This window comes from Brucella thiophenivorans, assembly GCF_002252445.1.
Classification (GTDB): Bacteria; Pseudomonadota; Alphaproteobacteria; order Rhizobiales; family Rhizobiaceae; genus Brucella; species Brucella thiophenivorans.
This window is the reverse complement of the sequence record NZ_NNRJ01000005.1, coordinates 1-16,861: the sequence shown is the minus strand read 5'-3', so window position 1 is coordinate 16,861 and position 16,861 is coordinate 1. Positions and strand designations below refer to the sequence as shown.

Here is a 16,861-nt window from a genome sequence, read left to right as displayed (position 1 = left end):
GTTGGTGCAGGCATCGTCGCTTCGATCATCGAGTAAAGAATTCGACTGGCGATTTGTCCGCCAGTCTGGCACACTCTGTGCCAAATAGGGGTATAGCTCAGTTGGTAGAGCGACGGTCTCCAAAACCGTAGGCCGCGGGTTCGAGCCCTGCTGCCCCTGCCATTTTAAAACGGGTGTTCATAGCTTGACTATGAGCGCTCGTTTTCTGTATTCTGAAATTGAATAACTTTCCGCCGGAATGTGCCGGGCAGGTGAGGTCGCTGATACAGATTTCAATGGTGATGCATTATTGAAGTGAGTGTTGAGCGAATTTGGTAAGGATCGGTCATCTCCGATAAGCCTGTTTGGTATTCTTTTAACCAATGGGCTTGTTTTTTTTGAGAATCGATTCTATGTAGGGTCAACAGACACGCGGTGCGTGGGGCTGAATCTTCAGCTTTGCGTACCGTATACGCGTGGGTTCCTGTTTTTGATTCGTTTTCGGATCGGAAATAGTGCTTCACCAAGCAAACAGAGTGGCAGATGGCATCCAAGACGAATCCGATCACCTTTTTCCAGCAGGTCCGCGCCGAAACGGCGAAGGTAACTTGGCCGACACGGCGTGAAACGATTATCTCCACGATTATGGTGGTGATCATGGCGTTTCTGGCTGCAACGTTCTTTTTTCTTGCCGATCAGCTTATGGCCTATGGTGTAGAATTTATACTTGGCCTTGGCCGCTAAGCAAGATTGGGGAATTTTGAGATGACAGCGCGCTGGTACATCGTTCACGCCTATTCCAACTTCGAGAAGAAGGTGGCTGAGGATATTCAGGCTAAAGCTGCTCAGAAGGGTCTCTCTGGCCTTATCGAGCAGATTGTTGTGCCTACCGAGAAGGTTGTTGAAGTTCGCCGCGGCCGTAAGGTTGATGCTGAGCGCAAGTTCTTCCCGGGTTACGTTCTTGTTCAGGCGACGCTGACGGATGCTGTTTTCTCGCTGATCAAGAATACGCCACGTGTGACGGGTTTTCTTGGTGATTCAAAGCCGGTCCCTGTTTCGCAGAAAGAAGTCGATCAGATTCTGAGTCAGGTTCAGGATGGTGTTGATCGGCCTAAGTCGTCGATTACCTTTGAGATCGGCGAAAATGTTCGCGTTTCCGATGGTCCGTTCGCTTCGTTCAACGGTATCGTTCAGGAAGTTGATGACGAGCGTGCACGTCTCAAGGTTGAGGTTTCCATCTTCGGGCGTGCGACGCCTGTGGATCTTGAATTCAGTCAGGTCGATAAGGTCTGACCGTTTGCCCGTAAGGGCTTCCGCCTAACGGTGGAAAAGGTGGAAGAATAGGTGACTTAGCCGGTCGCTGATTTCGCACCACCAAACTGCCAGTCAGTTTGACTGACGTCAGTCGAGAGCCGGATTTCCGGCATTATCGAGAGCGCCGATATCCGGCATTTTTATGAAGGCAGAATGCAATGGCTAAGAAAATTGCAGGCCAGCTGAAGCTGCAGGTAGCAGCAGGTGCGGCCAACCCATCGCCTCCGATTGGCCCAGCTCTGGGTCAGCGCGGCATCAACATCATGGAATTCTGTAAGGCATTTAACGCTGCCACACAGGAACTGGAAAAAGGTTCGCCGATTCCAGTCGTGATCACATACTACCAGGACAAGTCTTTCACTTTTGTGATGAAGACCCCACCGGTAACCTACTTCCTGAAGAAGGCCGCTAACCTGAAGTCCGGTTCGAAAGCGCCTGGCAAGGAAAAGGCTGGCACGATTGCGCGTGACAAGGTCCGTGAAATCGCTGAAGTGAAGATGAAAGATCTGAACGCATCTGATATCGAAGCAGCAATGCGTATGATTGAAGGTTCTGCCCGTTCGATGGGCCTGGAAGTGGTGGGCTAAGACGATGGCAAAGATTTCCAAGCGTGTAGCCAAAATCCGCGAAGGCGTTGACGTCAACAAGCTCTACGACCTGTCTGATGCTATCGGCATGGTTAAGGAACGCGCCATTGCAAAGTTCGATGAAACCATCGAAATCGCAATGAACCTCGGCGTTGATCCGCGTCACGCCGACCAGATGGTTCGTGGCGTTGTTAACCTTCCAAACGGCACTGGCCGTACCGTTCGCGTTGCAGTTTTTGCTCGCGGCGACAAGGCTGAAGAAGCTAAGAAGGCTGGCGCAGACATCGTTGGTGCAGAAGATCTGTTTGAAATCGTCAATGGCGGCAAGATCGAATTCGATCGTTGCATTGCGACCCCTGACATGATGCCACTCGTTGGTCGTCTTGGTAAGGTGCTCGGCCCACGCGGCATGATGCCAAACCCAAAGGTTGGCACAGTGACTGTTGACGTTACAGCTGCTGTTACCGCTTCCAAGGGCGGCGCAGTCGAGTTCCGCGTTGAAAAGGCTGGTATTATCCATGCCGGTATTGGCAAGGTTTCCTTCGATAGCCAGAAGCTCGAAGAAAACATCAAAGCTTTTGCTGACGCAGTTCTCAAGGCGAAGCCATCGGCTGCTAAGGGAGAATACCTGAAGCGCGTTTCCATCTCTTCGAGCATGGGCGTTGGCGTTAAGGTTGATCCATCGACTGTTAAGGTCGTCGCATAATTTTTGGGCTCCGGTTCGCCGGAGCCTAAGTCTCTCCTATGAGGGGAGGCGAATGGCGGCACGCCTGATCGCGTCAGCGGTTGAAAGTGCAAGAATTCCGGATCGCAAGATCCGGATAGCCGGGCGAAAGTCCGGTTATCCTGTCCGAGATTGCAGGCGGACGATCATCTTCGGATGATTGTCCTTAAACTTAAAGCCTGCATGAGACGTCGAATAACCCTGTTTCGCACGAATGTGCATGCGAGGTTTGAACCGTAGTTGCCTTTGAGTGTAGTCCGTTTTGCGGGTGAAGCTGAAGGGGACAGGATCCTCGAACGTCAGGCCGACCGTAAGGTCTGTCTGGCAAAGGCAACCCGGCAGGACCAAGTTGGTCCTGTCTACTGGAGAGACACAGTGGATAGAGCGGAAAAGCGCGAATTTGTCGCGTGGCTGAACGGCGCTTTCAAAGAGTCCGGTTCGGTCGTCGTGGCCCACTATACCGGTCTCACCGTTGCGCAGATGAGCGATCTTCGTTCCAAGATGCGTGATGCTGGTGGCACCGTTAAAGTCGCGAAAAACCGCCTTGCCAAAATCGCTCTTCAGGGCACGGAATCGGAAGGTATCGCAGACCTATTCTTGGGTCAGACGGTCGTAGCATATGCTAACGACCCGATTACTGCTCCGAAAGTAGCCGTCGAGTTCGCGAAGACTAACGACAAGCTCGTTATTCTTGGTGGTTCAATGGGCGCAACAACACTTGACGCCGATGGCGTAAAGTCGCTTGCATCGCTCCCATCGCTCGACGAACTGCGCGCAAAGCTGGTTGGAATGATCCAAACCCCTGCTCAGCGTCTTGCAGTACTTACCAGCGCTCCAGCGGGCCAGATCGCTCGCGTTATTGGTGCGCACGCCCGGAAGAACGAGGCGGCTTAAGGCCGTTTCTCAATACAAACAGTTCAAACCTTAAACTAAGGAAATACCAAAATGGCTGATCTCGCAAAGATCGTTGACGACCTTTCGGCTTTGACAGTTCTGGAAGCTGCTGAGCTTTCGAAACTTCTCGAAGAAAAGTGGGGCGTTTCGGCTGCTGCTCCTGTAGCTGCTGCTGCTGCTGCTGGTGCTCCAGCTGCTGCTGTTGAAGAAAAGACTGAATTTGACGTCGTTCTCGTTGAAGGCGGAGCTAACAAGATCAACGTGATCAAGGAAGTTCGTGCAATCACCGGTCTCGGCCTCAAGGAAGCTAAGGACCTTGTTGAAGCTGCTCCTAAGGCAGTCAAGGAAGCCGCTACTAAGGACGAAGCTGAAAAGATCAAGACACAGCTCGAAGCAGCTGGCGCTAAGGTTGAACTTAAGTAAGTTCGTACTAATTCCGGCGGACGGTTTTCGTCCGCCGGTTTTAACTCGGGGCTTGCATCCAGAGTAAATGCATGAAAAGAAACGAAAAGCGCGGAATTAGGTTCTCTTTATGCTGATTATAGTCAGAGCGATTTTTATAGGACCGTTCTGATAGTTTTGAACCCTTTTTCTGATGGCCTTGACCAGGCTTTCAGAAAACGGGTTTAGCCCGTTAGAAGGACCGCCGAAAGGCGGCGCACGATAAAGGCCGCAAGGCGTGAGCAAGCCGCAAGGCTATAGAACGAGGAGCGACGATGGCTCAGACCCATTCTTTCAATGGTCGTAAGCGCGTACGCAAATTTTTCGGTAAGATTCCCGAGGTCGCGGAAATGCCTAACCTCATTGAGGTTCAAAAGGCATCTTACGACCAGTTTCTCATGGTTGAGGAACCAGCTGGTGGGCGTTCTGACGAGGGTTTGCAGGCCGTTTTCAAGTCTGTTTTCCCTATTCAGGATTTCTCCGGCTCTTCAATGCTCGAATTTGTTCGCTACGAATTCGATGCACCAAAATTTGACGTTGACGAATGCCGTCAGCGCGATTTGACATATTCGGCACCACTCAAGGTGACGCTGCGTCTGATCGTATTCGATATTGATGAAGATACCGGCGCGAAGTCCATTAAGGACATCAAGGAGCAGGACGTTTACATGGGCGATATGCCGCTCATGACAGACAACGGCACCTTTATTGTCAATGGCACTGAACGCGTTATCGTTTCGCAGATGCACCGTTCGCCGGGCGTGTTTTTCGATCACGATAAGGGTAAAACACATTCGTCGGGCAAGCTGCTGTTTGCTTCGCGCGTTATCCCTTATCGCGGCTCGTGGCTTGACATCGAATTCGATGCCAAGGACGTTGTCTATGCGCGTATCGATCGTCGCCGCAAGCTTCCTGCAACGACGCTGCTTATGGCGCTCGGCATGGACGGCGAAGAGATTCTGTCGACATTCTACAAGACCGTTACTTATTCGCGTGATGGCGAAAACTGGCGCATTCCTTATTCGGCAGAACGCTTCAAGGGTATGAAGATCATCTCCGAACTGGTTGATGCTGATACCGGTGAGGTCGTTCTCGAAGCTGGCAAAAAGCTGACTGCTCGTTCCGCGAAGCAGCTTGCTGAAAAGGGCCTGAAGTTCATCAAGGCAACCGAAGACGATCTCTTCGGCGCGTATCTTGCTGAAGACACAGTCAATTACGCGACCGGCGAGATTTATCTCGAAGCTGGTGATGAAATTGACGAGAAGGTTCTCAAGACCATTCTCGACACCGGTGTTACCGAAATTAACGTCCTTGATATCGATCATATCAATATCGGTGCGTATATCCGTAACACGCTTTCGGTTGATAAAAACGAAAGCCGACAGGAAGCACTGTTCGACATCTATCGCGTGATGCGTCCGGGTGAACCACCGACAATGGACTCGGCTGAGGCCATGTTCAATTCGCTGTTCTTCGATTCCGAACGCTATGACCTTTCCGCTGTTGGTCGCGTGAAGATGAATATGCGTCTCGACCTCGATGCAGAAGACACTGTGCGCGTTCTGCGCAAGGAAGACATTCTTGCTGTCGTCAAGATGCTGGTTGAACTGCGCGATGGCCGTGGCGAAATCGACGATATCGACAATCTCGGTAACCGTCGTGTGCGTTCGGTCGGCGAACTGATGGAAAATCAGTATCGCGTCGGTCTTCTGCGTATGGAACGTGCGATCAAGGAACGTATGTCCTCGATCGAAATCGACACGGTCATGCCGCAGGATCTGATCAATGCGAAGCCTGCTGCTGCGGCTGTTCGTGAATTCTTCGGCTCCTCGCAGCTGTCGCAGTTTATGGATCAGACGAACCCGCTTTCGGAAATCACCCACAAGCGCCGTCTTTCGGCTCTTGGACCTGGTGGTTTGACCCGCGAGCGTGCTGGCTTTGAAGTTCGCGACGTGCATCCTACGCATTATGGTCGTATCTGCCCGATTGAAACGCCGGAAGGCCCGAATATCGGTCTGATCAACTCGCTTGCAACCTTTGCCCGCGTCAACAAATACGGCTTTATCGAAAGCCCGTATCGTAAAATTGTCGATGGCAAGGTCACGAACGACGTTGTTTATCTTTCGGCGATGGAAGAAGCAAAGCACTCGGTTGCTCAGGCAAACGTAGAGCTGGATGAGCAGGGCGGTTTTGTCGATGAATTCGTCATTTGTCGTCATGCTGGCGAAGTGATGATGACACCACGTGAAAACGTGGATCTGATGGACGTTTCGCCAAAGCAGCTTGTTTCGGTTGCTGCAGCGCTTATTCCGTTCCTCGAAAATGACGATGCGAACCGCGCTCTCATGGGCTCGAACATGCAGCGTCAGGCCGTTCCCCTCGTTCGTGCGGAAGCGCCGTTCGTCGGAACTGGTATGGAAGCAGTTGTTGCACGTGACTCTGGTGCCGCTATTGCCGCTCGTCGCGGCGGTATCGTCGATCAGGTTGACGCAACACGTATTGTTATCCGCGCAACCGAAGATCTCGACCCATCGAAGTCCGGCGTTGACATCTATCGTCTGCAGAAGTTCCAGCGCTCGAACCAGAGCACCTGTATCAACCAGCGCCCACTTGTACGCGTTGGTGATCCAATCGGTAAGGGCGACATCATTGCTGATGGTCCGTCGACCGATCTGGGCGATCTGGCTCTTGGCCGCAACGTGCTCGTCGCGTTTATGCCTTGGAATGGCTACAACTACGAAGATTCGATACTTCTTTCTGAGAAGATCGTTTCAGAAGACGTATTCACTTCGATCCATATCGAAGAATTCGAAGTAGCTGCCCGTGATACCAAGCTTGGACCTGAGGAAATCACACGCGATATTCCGAATGTTTCGGAAGAAGCGCTGAAGAACCTCGACGAAGCTGGTATCGTTTACATCGGTGCTGAAGTGCATCCTGGCGATCTTCTTGTCGGCAAGATCACACCGAAGGGCGAAAGCCCGATGACGCCGGAAGAAAAGCTTCTGCGTGCCATCTTCGGTGAAAAGGCTTCGGACGTTCGTGATACCTCGATGCGTATGCCTCCGGGCACATACGGTACGATCGTTGAAGTTCGTGTATTCAACCGCCACGGCGTTGAAAAAGACGAACGTGCAATGGCGATAGAGCGCGAAGAGATCGAACGTCTTGCCAAGGACCGTGACGACGAACAGGCTATTCTCGACCGTAACGTTTACGGCCGTCTCGTTGACATGATCGACGGTAAGGTTGCAGCCGCTGGGCCTAAGGGCTTCAAGAAGGGCACAACCATTACCCGCGATCTCATCACTGAGTATCCGCGTTCGCAATGGTGGCAGTTCGCTGTTGAAGACGAAAAGCAACAGGGTGAACTCGAAGCTCTGCGTGGCCAGTATGACGAATCCAAGAAGCTGCTTGAAGCACGCTTTATGGATAAGGTTGAAAAGGTACAGCGCGGCGACGAGATGCCTCCAGGCGTCATGAAGATGGTTAAGGTCTTTGTTGCTGTAAAGCGCAAGATCCAGCCAGGCGACAAGATGGCTGGCCGTCACGGCAATAAGGGTGTGGTTTCGCGCATTCTGCCTGTCGAAGACATGCCGTTCCTCGAAGACGGTACGCATGCTGATATCGTTCTTAACCCGCTTGGTGTTCCAAGCCGTATGAATGTGGGCCAGATTCTGGAAACACATCTTGGCTGGGCATGCGCAGGCATGGGTAAGAAGATCGGTGAGCTGATCGACGTTTATCGCAAGACGGCAAATATTCAGCCGCTGCGCGATACTCTGGAGCACATCTATCCGGACAACGACCGCAATGAGCCTGTCCGTTCGTATGATGACGATTCCGTCCTCATGCTGGCAAATCAGGTGAAGCGCGGCGTATCGATCGCAACGCCGGTATTCGACGGTGCGGTTGAAGCTGACATCAATGCGATGTTGACAGATGCGGGTCTTGCGACCTCGGGTCAGTCGACACTGTATGATGGACGTACGGGTGAGCCGTTCGACCGTCAGGTGACCATGGGCTACATTTACATGCTCAAGCTTCACCATCTGGTTGACGACAAGATCCACGCTCGTTCTATCGGACCTTACTCGCTCGTCACCCAGCAGCCGCTTGGTGGTAAGGCGCAGTTCGGTGGTCAGCGCTTCGGTGAAATGGAGGTCTGGGCTCTGGAAGCATATGGTGCGGCTTACACGCTGCAGGAAATGCTCACCGTCAAGTCGGATGACGTTGCAGGTCGTACGAAGGTCTACGAAGCGATTGTTCGTGGCGATGATACGTTTGAAGCCGGTATTCCGGAAAGCTTCAACGTTCTTGTCAAGGAAATGCGTTCGCTCGGCCTCAATGTTGAGCTGGACGATACACGTGACGAGCAGCCGGCACTTCCGGACGCGGCGGAATAAAAGACATCAAGGCGCGCCATGGTATTGCCGTGGCGCGCCCGTAAGGTGTTTCCAGCAAACGCATAAAGCTGTTTGCGCTAACGAAATGCCAAACGGAATGCGCAGTTTAAAGCTGCTGAATACCGCGAATTCTTTTCAAGATGCCAGGGATTTTCAGCCTGTCATCGACGACACACAGGGCGGCGGATCGCCCTCAAGGAGAACGGCATGAACCAAGAGGTCATGAATCTTTTCAATCCTCAGGCTCCGGCGCAGACGTTCGATTCCATCAGAATCTCGATTGCCAGCCCTGAGAAGATTCTGTCCTGGTCATACGGCGAGATCAAGAAGCCGGAGACCATCAACTATCGTACGTTCAAGCCTGAACGCGATGGTCTCTTCTGTGCGCGCATCTTTGGCCCGATCAAGGATTATGAATGCTTGTGCGGTAAGTACAAGCGTATGAAATACAAAGGCATCATCTGCGAAAAGTGCGGCGTGGAAGTTACGCTGTCGCGCGTTCGTCGTGAGCGCATGGGCCATATTGAACTGGCAGCACCAGTTGCACATATCTGGTTCCTCAAGTCGCTGCCAAGCCGTATCGGCACGCTTTTGGACATGACGCTCAAGGATATTGAGCGCGTCCTGTATTTCGAAAACTACATTGTTACCGAACCAGGTCTGACTTCGCTGAAAGAGCACCAGCTTCTTTCGGAAGAAGAATACATGATTGCCGTCGATGAGTTTGGCGAAGATCAGTTCACAGCCCTGATCGGTGCGGAAGCTATTTTTGAGCTTCTGGCTTCGATGGATCTTCCAAACATCGCTGCAAGCCTGCGCGTTGATCTGGCAGAAACCACGTCGGAACTGAAGACAAAGAAGCTCATGAAGCGTCTCAAGATCGTTGAGAACTTCATGGAATCCGGCAATCGTCCTGAGTGGATGATCATGAAGATCGTTCCGGTTATTCCACCGGATCTGCGTCCTCTGGTTCCACTGGATGGCGGTCGTTTTGCGACTTCCGATCTTAACGACCTTTATCGTCGTGTGATCAACCGTAACAACCGTCTGAAGCGTCTGATCGAACTGCGCGCACCGGGCATCATTATCCGTAACGAAAAGCGTATGTTGCAGGAAGCTGTTGACGCGCTGTTTGATAACGGTCGTCGTGGTCGCACGATCACGGGTGCTAACAAGCGTCCACTGAAGTCGCTTTCCGACATGCTTAAAGGTAAGCAGGGTCGTTTCCGTCAGAACCTTCTTGGTAAGCGCGTCGACTATTCTGGTCGTTCGGTTATCGTTACAGGTCCTGAACTGAAGCTGCACCAGTGCGGCCTTCCAAAGAAAATGGCGCTCGAACTGTTCAAGCCATTTATCTACGCACGTCTTGACGCCAAGGGTTATTCCTCGACCGTCAAGCAGGCGAAGAAGCTGGTTGAAAAGGAACGTCCAGAAGTCTGGGATATTCTCGACGAAGTAATCCGTGAGCATCCGGTTCTTCTGAACCGCGCGCCTACGCTGCACCGTCTTGGTATTCAGGCATTTGAACCCATTCTGATCGAAGGCAAGGCCATTCAGCTTCATCCGCTCGTCTGTACAGCGTTCAACGCTGACTTTGACGGCGATCAGATGGCTGTTCACGTTCCGCTGTCGCTTGAAGCTCAGCTCGAAGCACGTGTGCTGATGATGTCGACCAACAACATCCTGCACCCTGCAAACGGCGCGCCGATCATCGTTCCTTCGCAGGACATGGTTCTCGGCCTCTATTATCTGTCGATTGTGGCAGACAAGGAGCCGGGCGAGGGCATGTTGTTTGCTGATATGGGCGAACTTCAGCATGCGTTGGAAAACAAGGTTGTCACGCTGCACACCAAGATCAAAGGCCGTTTCAAGACGGTTGATGCGGAAGGCAATGTCGTTTCCAAGGTTTACGACACCACGCCTGGTCGCTTGATCACTGGTGAACTTCTGCCGAAGCACGCCAACGTGTCGTTTGATATCTGTAATCAGGAGATGACGAAGAAGAACATCTCCAAGATGATCGACCATGTCTACCGCCATTGCGGTCAGAAAGAGACGGTTATCTTCTGTGATCGCATCATGCAGCTCGGCTTTGCCCATGCATGTCGCGCCGGTATTTCCTTTGGTAAGGATGACATGGTCATTCCTGATGCCAAGGTAAAGATCGTTGCAGAAACCGAAGCTTTGACGACCGAATACGAACAGCAGTACAATGACGGTCTGATCACTCAGGGTGAAAAGTACAATAAGGTTGTTGATGCCTGGGGTAAGGCGACTGACAAGATCACCGAAGAAATGATGGCCCGCATTAAGGCTGTTGAGTTCGATCCGGTGACTGGCCGTCAGAAGCAGATGAACTCGGTCTACATGATGTCTCATTCGGGTGCCCGTGGTTCGGTCAACCAGATGCGTCAGCTTGGCGGCATGCGTGGTCTTATGGCCAAGCCGTCGGGTGAAATCATCGAAACCCCGATCATCTCGAATTTCAAGGAAGGCTTGACCGTTAACGAGTACTTTAACTCGACACACGGTGCCCGTAAGGGTCTCGCAGACACTGCCTTGAAGACCGCTAACTCGGGTTACCTCACACGTCGTCTCGTTGACGTTGCACAGGATGCGATTATTTCAGAAGTCGATTGCGGCGCTGAAATCGGTCTCACTATGCAGCCAATCGTCGATGCTGGTCAGATCGTTGCTCCAATCGGACAGCGCGTTCTGGGTCGTACGGCACTTGATCCGATCATCAATCCAGCAACCGGCGATGTTATCGTTGAAGCTGGCCGTATGATCGATGAAAAAGACGTTGAGATCATCGAGAAGGCTGGCATTCAGTCGATCCGCATTCGTTCGGCTCTGACATGTCAAACCCGTAACGGCGTTTGCGCCAAGTGCTATGGTCGTGACCTTGCACGTGGTACGCCGGTCAACCAGGGTGAAGCTGTTGGCGTTATCGCTGCGCAGTCGATCGGTGAACCTGGTACCCAGCTAACCATGCGTACGTTCCACTTGGGTGGTACTGCTCAGGTTGTTGACAGCTCGTATCTCGAAGCTTCGTATGAAGGTACTGTTAAGCTGCGCAACCGCAATGTGGTTCGCAACTCCGATGGTAACCTCGTGGTCATGGGCCGTAACATGGCGGTTCTGATCGTCGATGCGACGGGCAAAGAACGTGCCGTTCACCGCGTAACCTACGGTTCGCGTCTGTTCGTGGACGAAGGCGATGCGGTCAAGCGCGGTCAGCGTATTGCTGAGTGGGATCCATACACCCGTCCAATCCTTACGGAAGTGGAAGGCTATGTTGAGTTCGAAGATCTCGTCGATGGTCTTTCGGTTTCGGAAACAGCGGACGAGTCCACCGGTATCACCAAGCGCGTCATCATTGACTGGCGTTCGACACCTCGCGGTGCCGATCTCAAGCCAGCTATGGTCATCAAGGACAAGAGCGGCAAGATCCTGAAACTGTCGAAGGGCGGCGAAGCTCGCTTCCTGCTTTCGGTAGAAACGATCCTTTCGTTTGAGCCGGGTGCTCATGTTAATGCTGGTGACGTTATTGCGCGTCTGCCAATGGAAAGCGCGAAGACCAAGGATATTACCGGTGGTCTGCCACGCGTTGCGGAACTGTTCGAAGCGCGTCGTCCAAAGGACCACGCCGTCATCGCAGAGATCGACGGTACTGTTCGTTTCGGTCGCGATTACAAGAACAAGCGTCGCATCATCATTGAGCCAAACGACGATACGATCGAGCCTGTTGAGTATCTGATCCCTAAGGGTAAGCCGTTCCATCTTCAGGACGGTGACGTTATCGAAAAGGGTGAATACATCCTCGACGGTAATCCAGCGCCGCATGACATTCTGGCCATCAAGGGCGTGGAAGCTCTCGCTTCCTACCTCGTCAATGAAATCCAGGAAGTCTATCGTCTTCAGGGCGTTCTGATCAACGACAAGCACATCGAAGTGATTGTTCGTCAGATGCTCCAGAAGATCGAGATCACGGAATCCGGTGATACCGGTTACATTCCGGGCGATCACGTCGACCGCATCGAGCTTGATGAAGTCAACGATCGTCTGATCGAAGAAGGCAAGAAGCCAGGTTCGGGTAATCCGGTCCTGCTTGGTATTACCAAGGCTTCCTTGCAGACTCCTTCGTTTATCTCGGCAGCGTCGTTCCAGGAAACAACACGCGTTCTGACTGAAGCGGCAGTTGCCGGCAAGATGGACACGTTGCAGGGTCTGAAGGAAAACGTCATCGTTGGCCGTCTCATCCCGGCTGGTACTGGCGGCATGACAAGTCAGATTCGCCGTATTGCGACAGCACGCGACGAACTGATCATCGACGAACGCCGCAAGTCGACACGTTCGGACGATGCGAATGCCATGCTGACGGATATGACCAACAACGCAGCCGAATAAGGCTTGCACTTTAAAAATAGAAAAAGGCCGCCTTTCGGGGCGGCCTTTTTGCAGAAGCAGTCAAAAGAAGAGGGCGGTTTGAAACCGCCCTTTGTTATTAAGATCTAAAAAAGAGATTTACTCTTCTTCGTCGTCGCCATCGAATTCGATAAGTGCAACTTCACCAGTCAGCGCGGTATGCCATGCACTCTTATGAGGCTCTTCTTCCGGCTCTTCGGTGATGGTGCCCATCTCAACTAGCTCGGCTTCGTGATAACCTTCTTCCGCAAGGATCGCGAGCGCAGTCTGAACAAGGTCTTCGTCTTCGTCGGATTTCAGAAGAATGTGAACCTCAATAGATTCCTCTTCGCCTTCGTTCCAGACGTCGGCAATGACCAGATGAACGATTGGCGAATCGTTCTCAGTGGATGCGGTAGTGGATGACATTGAGAATCCCTTAATATTGTGTTGTTTTTCGACTCGGATGTGCTTCAATAACTGCTGTTGAAGTCTGATGCTATGCTGACACATGAAAATGACAGTTTTGCCCGCGAAATAATCGCGATGTGATGCCGAATACGGCGCAATAACCTGTCCGGTTGCCACCAAAACGCGGCTTTGCGGCCTTTTGGTGAAGAAACTTAATGTCCCACCCTTGACGAAACCCCGACAAACACGTATCAGCAGCCCATCTGAACCGATGTGAGGCTGGTTCGTTCGGAGCGACACGCTCTGAAGTTCGTCTCAAACAGGGTTCGTTTTACGATCGAAATGCAACTTGCCGTTCGCATGAAGCTTATGCTTCCTCTGCTTTTGTTCGGGGTGGCCACATACGGTGTGGCTAGTCCCGAATTTGTGCATGAGTATTTCGGTGAAACGGCCCTTATGGGGCTCTGATGCGAGATTTTTTATAGGGGAAGGTTCAATGCCTACCGTAAACCAGCTGATCCGCAAGCCGCGCACTGCGCCGGTGAAGCGTAATAAGGTTCCTGCTCTGCAGGCAAACCCACAGAAGCGCGGCGTTTGCACCCGCGTTTATACGACAACCCCTAAGAAGCCGAACTCGGCTCTCCGTAAGGTTGCCAAGGTTCGTTTGACCAATGGCTTTGAAGTCATCGGTTACATCCCAGGTGAAGGCCACAACCTTCAGGAGCACTCCGTGGTTATGATCCGCGGCGGTCGCGTCAAGGATTTGCCGGGTGTGCGTTACCACATCATCCGCGGTGTACTTGATACCCAGGGTGTTAAGAACCGTAAGCAGCGCCGTTCGAAGTACGGTGCGAAGCGTCCTAAGTAAGAATTTTCCGGGGATACCGGCCACCAGAGCGGTGAGTTGGCCCGATGTAATTGAAAGAATGAGACGAAATGTCCAGACGCCATAAAGCAGAAAAGCGTGAGATTAATCCGGATCCAAAGTTCGGTGATCTCGTAATCACCAAGTTCATGAATGCAGTCATGCTTCATGGCAAGAAATCGGTTGCAGAAAGCATTGTTTACGGTGCGCTCTCAGCAATCGAAGCCAAGGCGAAGTCAGAGCCAGTCGCGCTGTTTCATCAGGCGCTCGACAATGTTGCTCCGCACGTTGAAGTCCGTTCGCGCCGCGTTGGTGGTGCAACCTATCAGGTTCCGGTCGATGTGCGTACAGAACGCCGCCAGGCACTTGCCATTCGTTGGTTGATTAACGCCGCTCGTGGCCGCAATGAAACCACGATGATTGATCGCCTGTCCGGTGAACTGCTTGATGCTGCAAACAACCGTGGTTCTGCTGTGAAGAAGCGTGAAGACACGCACCGCATGGCTGAAGCCAACCGCGCATTCTCGCATTACCGCTGGTAATCGTCGAACCCTATTCAAAGAGCAAAAACATGGCCCGCGAATATAAAATCGAAGACTACCGCAATTTTGGTATTATGGCTCACATCGACGCCGGTAAGACGACGATGACCGAGCGTATCCTGTTCTATACAGGTAAGAACCATAAGATCGGTGAAACCCATGATGGCGCGTCCACCATGGACTGGATGGAGCAGGAGCAGGAGCGTGGCATCACGATCACCTCTGCTGCAACCACCACGTTCTGGGAAGGCCGTGATGGCAAGAAGCGTCGCTTCAACATCATCGACACTCCGGGCCACGTTGACTTCACCATTGAAGTTGAGCGTTCGCTCCGCGTTCTCGACGGTGCAATCGCTCTTCTTGATGCGAATGCCGGTGTAGAGCCGCAGACTGAAACTGTTTGGCGTCAGGCTGAAAAGTATCATGTTCCGCGCATGGTATTCGTCAACAAGATGGACAAGATCGGTGCTGATTTCTACCGTTGCGTAGAAATGATTGCTTCGCGTCTTGGTGCACAGGCTCTCGTTGTTCAGCTGCCGATCGGCGCAGAAAACGAGTTTCAGGGCGTCATCGACCTGATCACCATGAAGGCTCATACCTGGGATGGCGCAATCGGCGCAGCAGCGACCGTTGGTGAAATTCCTGCAGACCTTCAGGGTAAAGCAGAAGAATACCGCGAAAAGCTCATTGAAGCTGCTGTCGAACTCGACGAAGCTGCAATGGAAGCCTACCTCGAAGGTACCATGCCTTCGGAAGAATCTCTTCGTGCACTTATCCGTAAGGGTACGATTGCTGTTCAGTTCCATCCAGTGCTTTGCGGTACTGCGTTTAAGAACCGTGGCATTCAGCCACTTCTCGATGCAGTTGTTGATTTCCTTCCATCGCCAGTTGAAGTTCCTGCAATTAAGGGCATCGACGTTAAGACAGAAGCTGAAACAACCCGTGAATCTTCGGATGAAGCACCGCTTTCGATGCTTGCATTCAAGATCATGAACGATCCGTTCGTTGGTTCTCTTACTTTCGCTCGTATTTACTCGGGCAAGATGACCAAGGGCATTTCGCTCGAAAATACCGTTAAGGGCAAGCGCGAGCGCATCGGCCGTATGTTGCAGATGCACTCCAACAGCCGTGAAGACATCGAAGAAGCCTTTGCTGGCGACATCGTTGCTCTGGCTGGTCTCAAGGAAACCACAACAGGTGATACGCTTTGCGATCCACTGAAGCCGGTTATTCTCGAGCGCATGGAATTCCCTGATCCGGTTATTGAAATCGCGATTGAACCAAAGACCAAGGCTGACCAGGAAAAGATGGGCCTCGCGCTCAACCGTCTGGCTGCTGAAGATCCTTCGTTCCGCGTGAAGTCCGATGAAGAATCCGGCCAGACAATTATCGCTGGTATGGGCGAACTTCATCTCGACATTCTCGTTGATCGTATGAAGCGTGAATTCAAGGTAGAAGCGAATGTGGGTGCACCACAGGTTGCCTATCGTGAAACGATCACACGTGCTGCTGAAATCGACTACACCCACAAGAAGCAGTCGGGTGGTTCGGGTCAGTTCGCTCGCGTGAAGATCATCTTCGAACCACATGAAGGCGATGACTTCATCTTCGAATCCAAGATCGTTGGCGGCTCTGTTCCTAAGGAATATATCCCAGGCGTTCAAAAGGGTATCGAAAGCGTTATGGGTGCGGGTCCACTTGCTGGCTTCCCAATGCTCGGCGTTAAGGCAACCCTCATCGACGGTGCATATCATGACGTTGACTCGTCTGTTCTCGCCTTCGAAATCGCTGCTCGCGCTGCATTCCGTGAAGGCGCGCAGAAGACCGGTGCTCAGCTCCTTGAGCCGATCATGAAGGTCGAAGTCGTAACCCCGGAAGATTACGTCGGTGACGTAATTGGCGATCTGAATTCACGTCGTGGTCAGATTTCCGGTACGGAAGCTCGTGGCATTGCTACGGTCGTCAACGCAAATGTTCCACTCGCCAACATGTTTGGTTACGTGAACAACCTGCGTTCGATGTCTCAGGGCCGTGCGCAGTACACCATGCAGTTCGACCATTATGAGCCAGTTCCGACTGCGGTCGCACAGGAAATTCAGAAGAAATTCGCGTAATCACTGATTACGCAAAATATTAAAAGAGCCTGAGCAGGCTAGATATTAGGAGAGCTCAGATGGCAAAAAGCAAGTTTGAACGCAATAAGCCACACGTAAACATCGGCACCATTGGTCACGTTGACCATGGCAAGACCTCGCTGACTGCAGCGATCACCAAGTTCTTTGGTGAATTCA

The 16,861-nt window shown here is 52.2% G+C and carries 13 protein-coding genes and 1 tRNA gene; 13 read left to right on the top strand and 1 reads right to left on the bottom strand.

The window, feature by feature from the left end; all coding sequences use genetic code 11:
- Positions 1–86: 86 nt before the first annotated feature.
- From CEV31_RS00715 to rpoC, 9 genes are all read left to right on the top strand, one after another.
- A tRNA-Trp gene (locus CEV31_RS00715) sits at positions 87–162 on the top strand.
- A 360-nt stretch (positions 163–522) separates the two neighbouring features.
- On the top strand, positions 523–723 hold the full coding sequence (gene secE, locus CEV31_RS00710; protein ID WP_094504999.1) for a preprotein translocase subunit SecE: 201 nt from the start codon (positions 523–525) through the stop codon (positions 721–723).
- Positions 724–744: 21 nt separating this feature from the next.
- Positions 745–1,272 carry a transcription termination/antitermination protein NusG gene (nusG, locus tag CEV31_RS00705; protein WP_094504998.1) on the top strand — a complete coding sequence of 176 codons (528 nt, stop codon included), beginning with the start codon at positions 745–747 and terminating at the stop codon, positions 1,270–1,272.
- Positions 1,273–1,451: 179 nt separating this feature from the next.
- Positions 1,452–1,880: a 50S ribosomal protein L11 gene (gene rplK / locus CEV31_RS00700; protein ID WP_094504997.1), complete on the top strand. Its 429-nt coding sequence runs from the start codon at positions 1,452–1,454 to the stop codon at positions 1,878–1,880.
- 4 nt (positions 1,881–1,884) lie between these two features.
- Entirely contained in the window at positions 1,885–2,586 is a 702-nt protein-coding gene (gene rplA, locus CEV31_RS00695) for a 50S ribosomal protein L1 (protein WP_094504996.1), read from the top strand.
- Between the two features lie 393 nt (positions 2,587–2,979).
- Complete coding sequence (gene rplJ / locus CEV31_RS00690) at positions 2,980–3,498, top strand: 50S ribosomal protein L10 (protein ID WP_094505000.1); 519 nt, start codon at positions 2,980–2,982, stop codon at positions 3,496–3,498.
- Positions 3,499–3,549: 51 nt separating this feature from the next.
- Complete coding sequence (rplL, locus tag CEV31_RS00685) at positions 3,550–3,921, top strand: 50S ribosomal protein L7/L12 (protein WP_094504995.1); 372 nt, start codon at positions 3,550–3,552, stop codon at positions 3,919–3,921.
- A 293-nt stretch (positions 3,922–4,214) separates the two neighbouring features.
- The gene (gene rpoB / locus CEV31_RS00680; RefSeq protein WP_094504994.1) at positions 4,215–8,345 is read left to right on the top strand and encodes a DNA-directed RNA polymerase subunit beta; all 4,131 of its coding nucleotides are present in this window, start codon (positions 4,215–4,217) and stop codon (positions 8,343–8,345) included.
- A gap of 207 nt (positions 8,346–8,552) precedes the next feature.
- Positions 8,553–12,755 (top strand): DNA-directed RNA polymerase subunit beta', encoded by a 4,203-nt coding sequence (gene rpoC / locus CEV31_RS00675; protein ID WP_094504993.1) that lies wholly within the window; start codon positions 8,553–8,555, stop codon positions 12,753–12,755.
- Positions 12,756–12,872: 117 nt separating this feature from the next.
- On the opposite strand, the gene CEV31_RS00670 is transcribed toward rpoC, so the two are convergent.
- A complete protein-coding gene (locus CEV31_RS00670) occupies positions 12,873–13,181 on the bottom strand; it encodes a hypothetical protein (protein ID WP_094504992.1) in 309 nt (102 codons plus the stop codon).
- 478 nt (positions 13,182–13,659) lie between these two features.
- Here CEV31_RS00670 and rpsL point away from each other — a divergent pair, with 478 nt between their 5' ends.
- The 4 genes from rpsL to CEV31_RS00645 all read left to right on the top strand — a co-directional run.
- A complete protein-coding gene (gene rpsL / locus CEV31_RS00660; RefSeq protein WP_002964366.1) occupies positions 13,660–14,031 on the top strand; it encodes a 30S ribosomal protein S12 in 372 nt (123 codons plus the stop codon).
- Between the two features lie 68 nt (positions 14,032–14,099).
- On the top strand, positions 14,100–14,570 hold the full coding sequence (rpsG, locus tag CEV31_RS00655; protein WP_094504990.1) for a 30S ribosomal protein S7: 471 nt from the start codon (positions 14,100–14,102) through the stop codon (positions 14,568–14,570).
- Between the two features lie 29 nt (positions 14,571–14,599).
- Positions 14,600–16,684: an elongation factor G gene (gene fusA / locus CEV31_RS00650; protein ID WP_094504989.1), complete on the top strand. Its 2,085-nt coding sequence runs from the start codon at positions 14,600–14,602 to the stop codon at positions 16,682–16,684.
- Positions 16,685–16,743: 59 nt separating this feature from the next.
- On the top strand, positions 16,744–16,861 hold a 118-nt coding region (locus CEV31_RS00645; protein ID WP_143850884.1), incomplete at its 3' end, for a GTP-binding protein.

What these genes read in the sequence shown, in the direction of transcription:
- rplK (WP_094504997.1), top strand. Translation starts at nt 1,452, where the DNA reads ATGGCTAAGAAAATTGCAGGCCAGCTGAAGCTGCAGGTAGCAGCAGGT.
- secE (WP_094504999.1), top strand. Translation starts at nt 523, where the DNA reads ATGGCATCCAAGACGAATCCGATCACCTTTTTCCAGCAGGTCCGCGCC.
- nusG (WP_094504998.1), top strand. Translation starts at nt 745, where the DNA reads ATGACAGCGCGCTGGTACATCGTTCACGCCTATTCCAACTTCGAGAAG.
- rplA (WP_094504996.1), top strand. Translation starts at nt 1,885, where the DNA reads ATGGCAAAGATTTCCAAGCGTGTAGCCAAAATCCGCGAAGGCGTTGAC.
- rpoC (WP_094504993.1), top strand. Translation starts at nt 8,553, where the DNA reads ATGAACCAAGAGGTCATGAATCTTTTCAATCCTCAGGCTCCGGCGCAG.
- CEV31_RS00670 (WP_094504992.1), bottom strand. Translation starts at nt 13,181, where the DNA reads ATGTCATCCACTACCGCATCCACTGAGAACGATTCGCCAATCGTTCAT.
- rpoB (WP_094504994.1), top strand. Translation starts at nt 4,215, where the DNA reads ATGGCTCAGACCCATTCTTTCAATGGTCGTAAGCGCGTACGCAAATTT.
- rplL (WP_094504995.1), top strand. Translation starts at nt 3,550, where the DNA reads ATGGCTGATCTCGCAAAGATCGTTGACGACCTTTCGGCTTTGACAGTT.
- fusA (WP_094504989.1), top strand. Translation starts at nt 14,600, where the DNA reads ATGGCCCGCGAATATAAAATCGAAGACTACCGCAATTTTGGTATTATG.
- rpsG (WP_094504990.1), top strand. Translation starts at nt 14,100, where the DNA reads ATGTCCAGACGCCATAAAGCAGAAAAGCGTGAGATTAATCCGGATCCA.
- rpsL (WP_002964366.1), top strand. Translation starts at nt 13,660, where the DNA reads ATGCCTACCGTAAACCAGCTGATCCGCAAGCCGCGCACTGCGCCGGTG.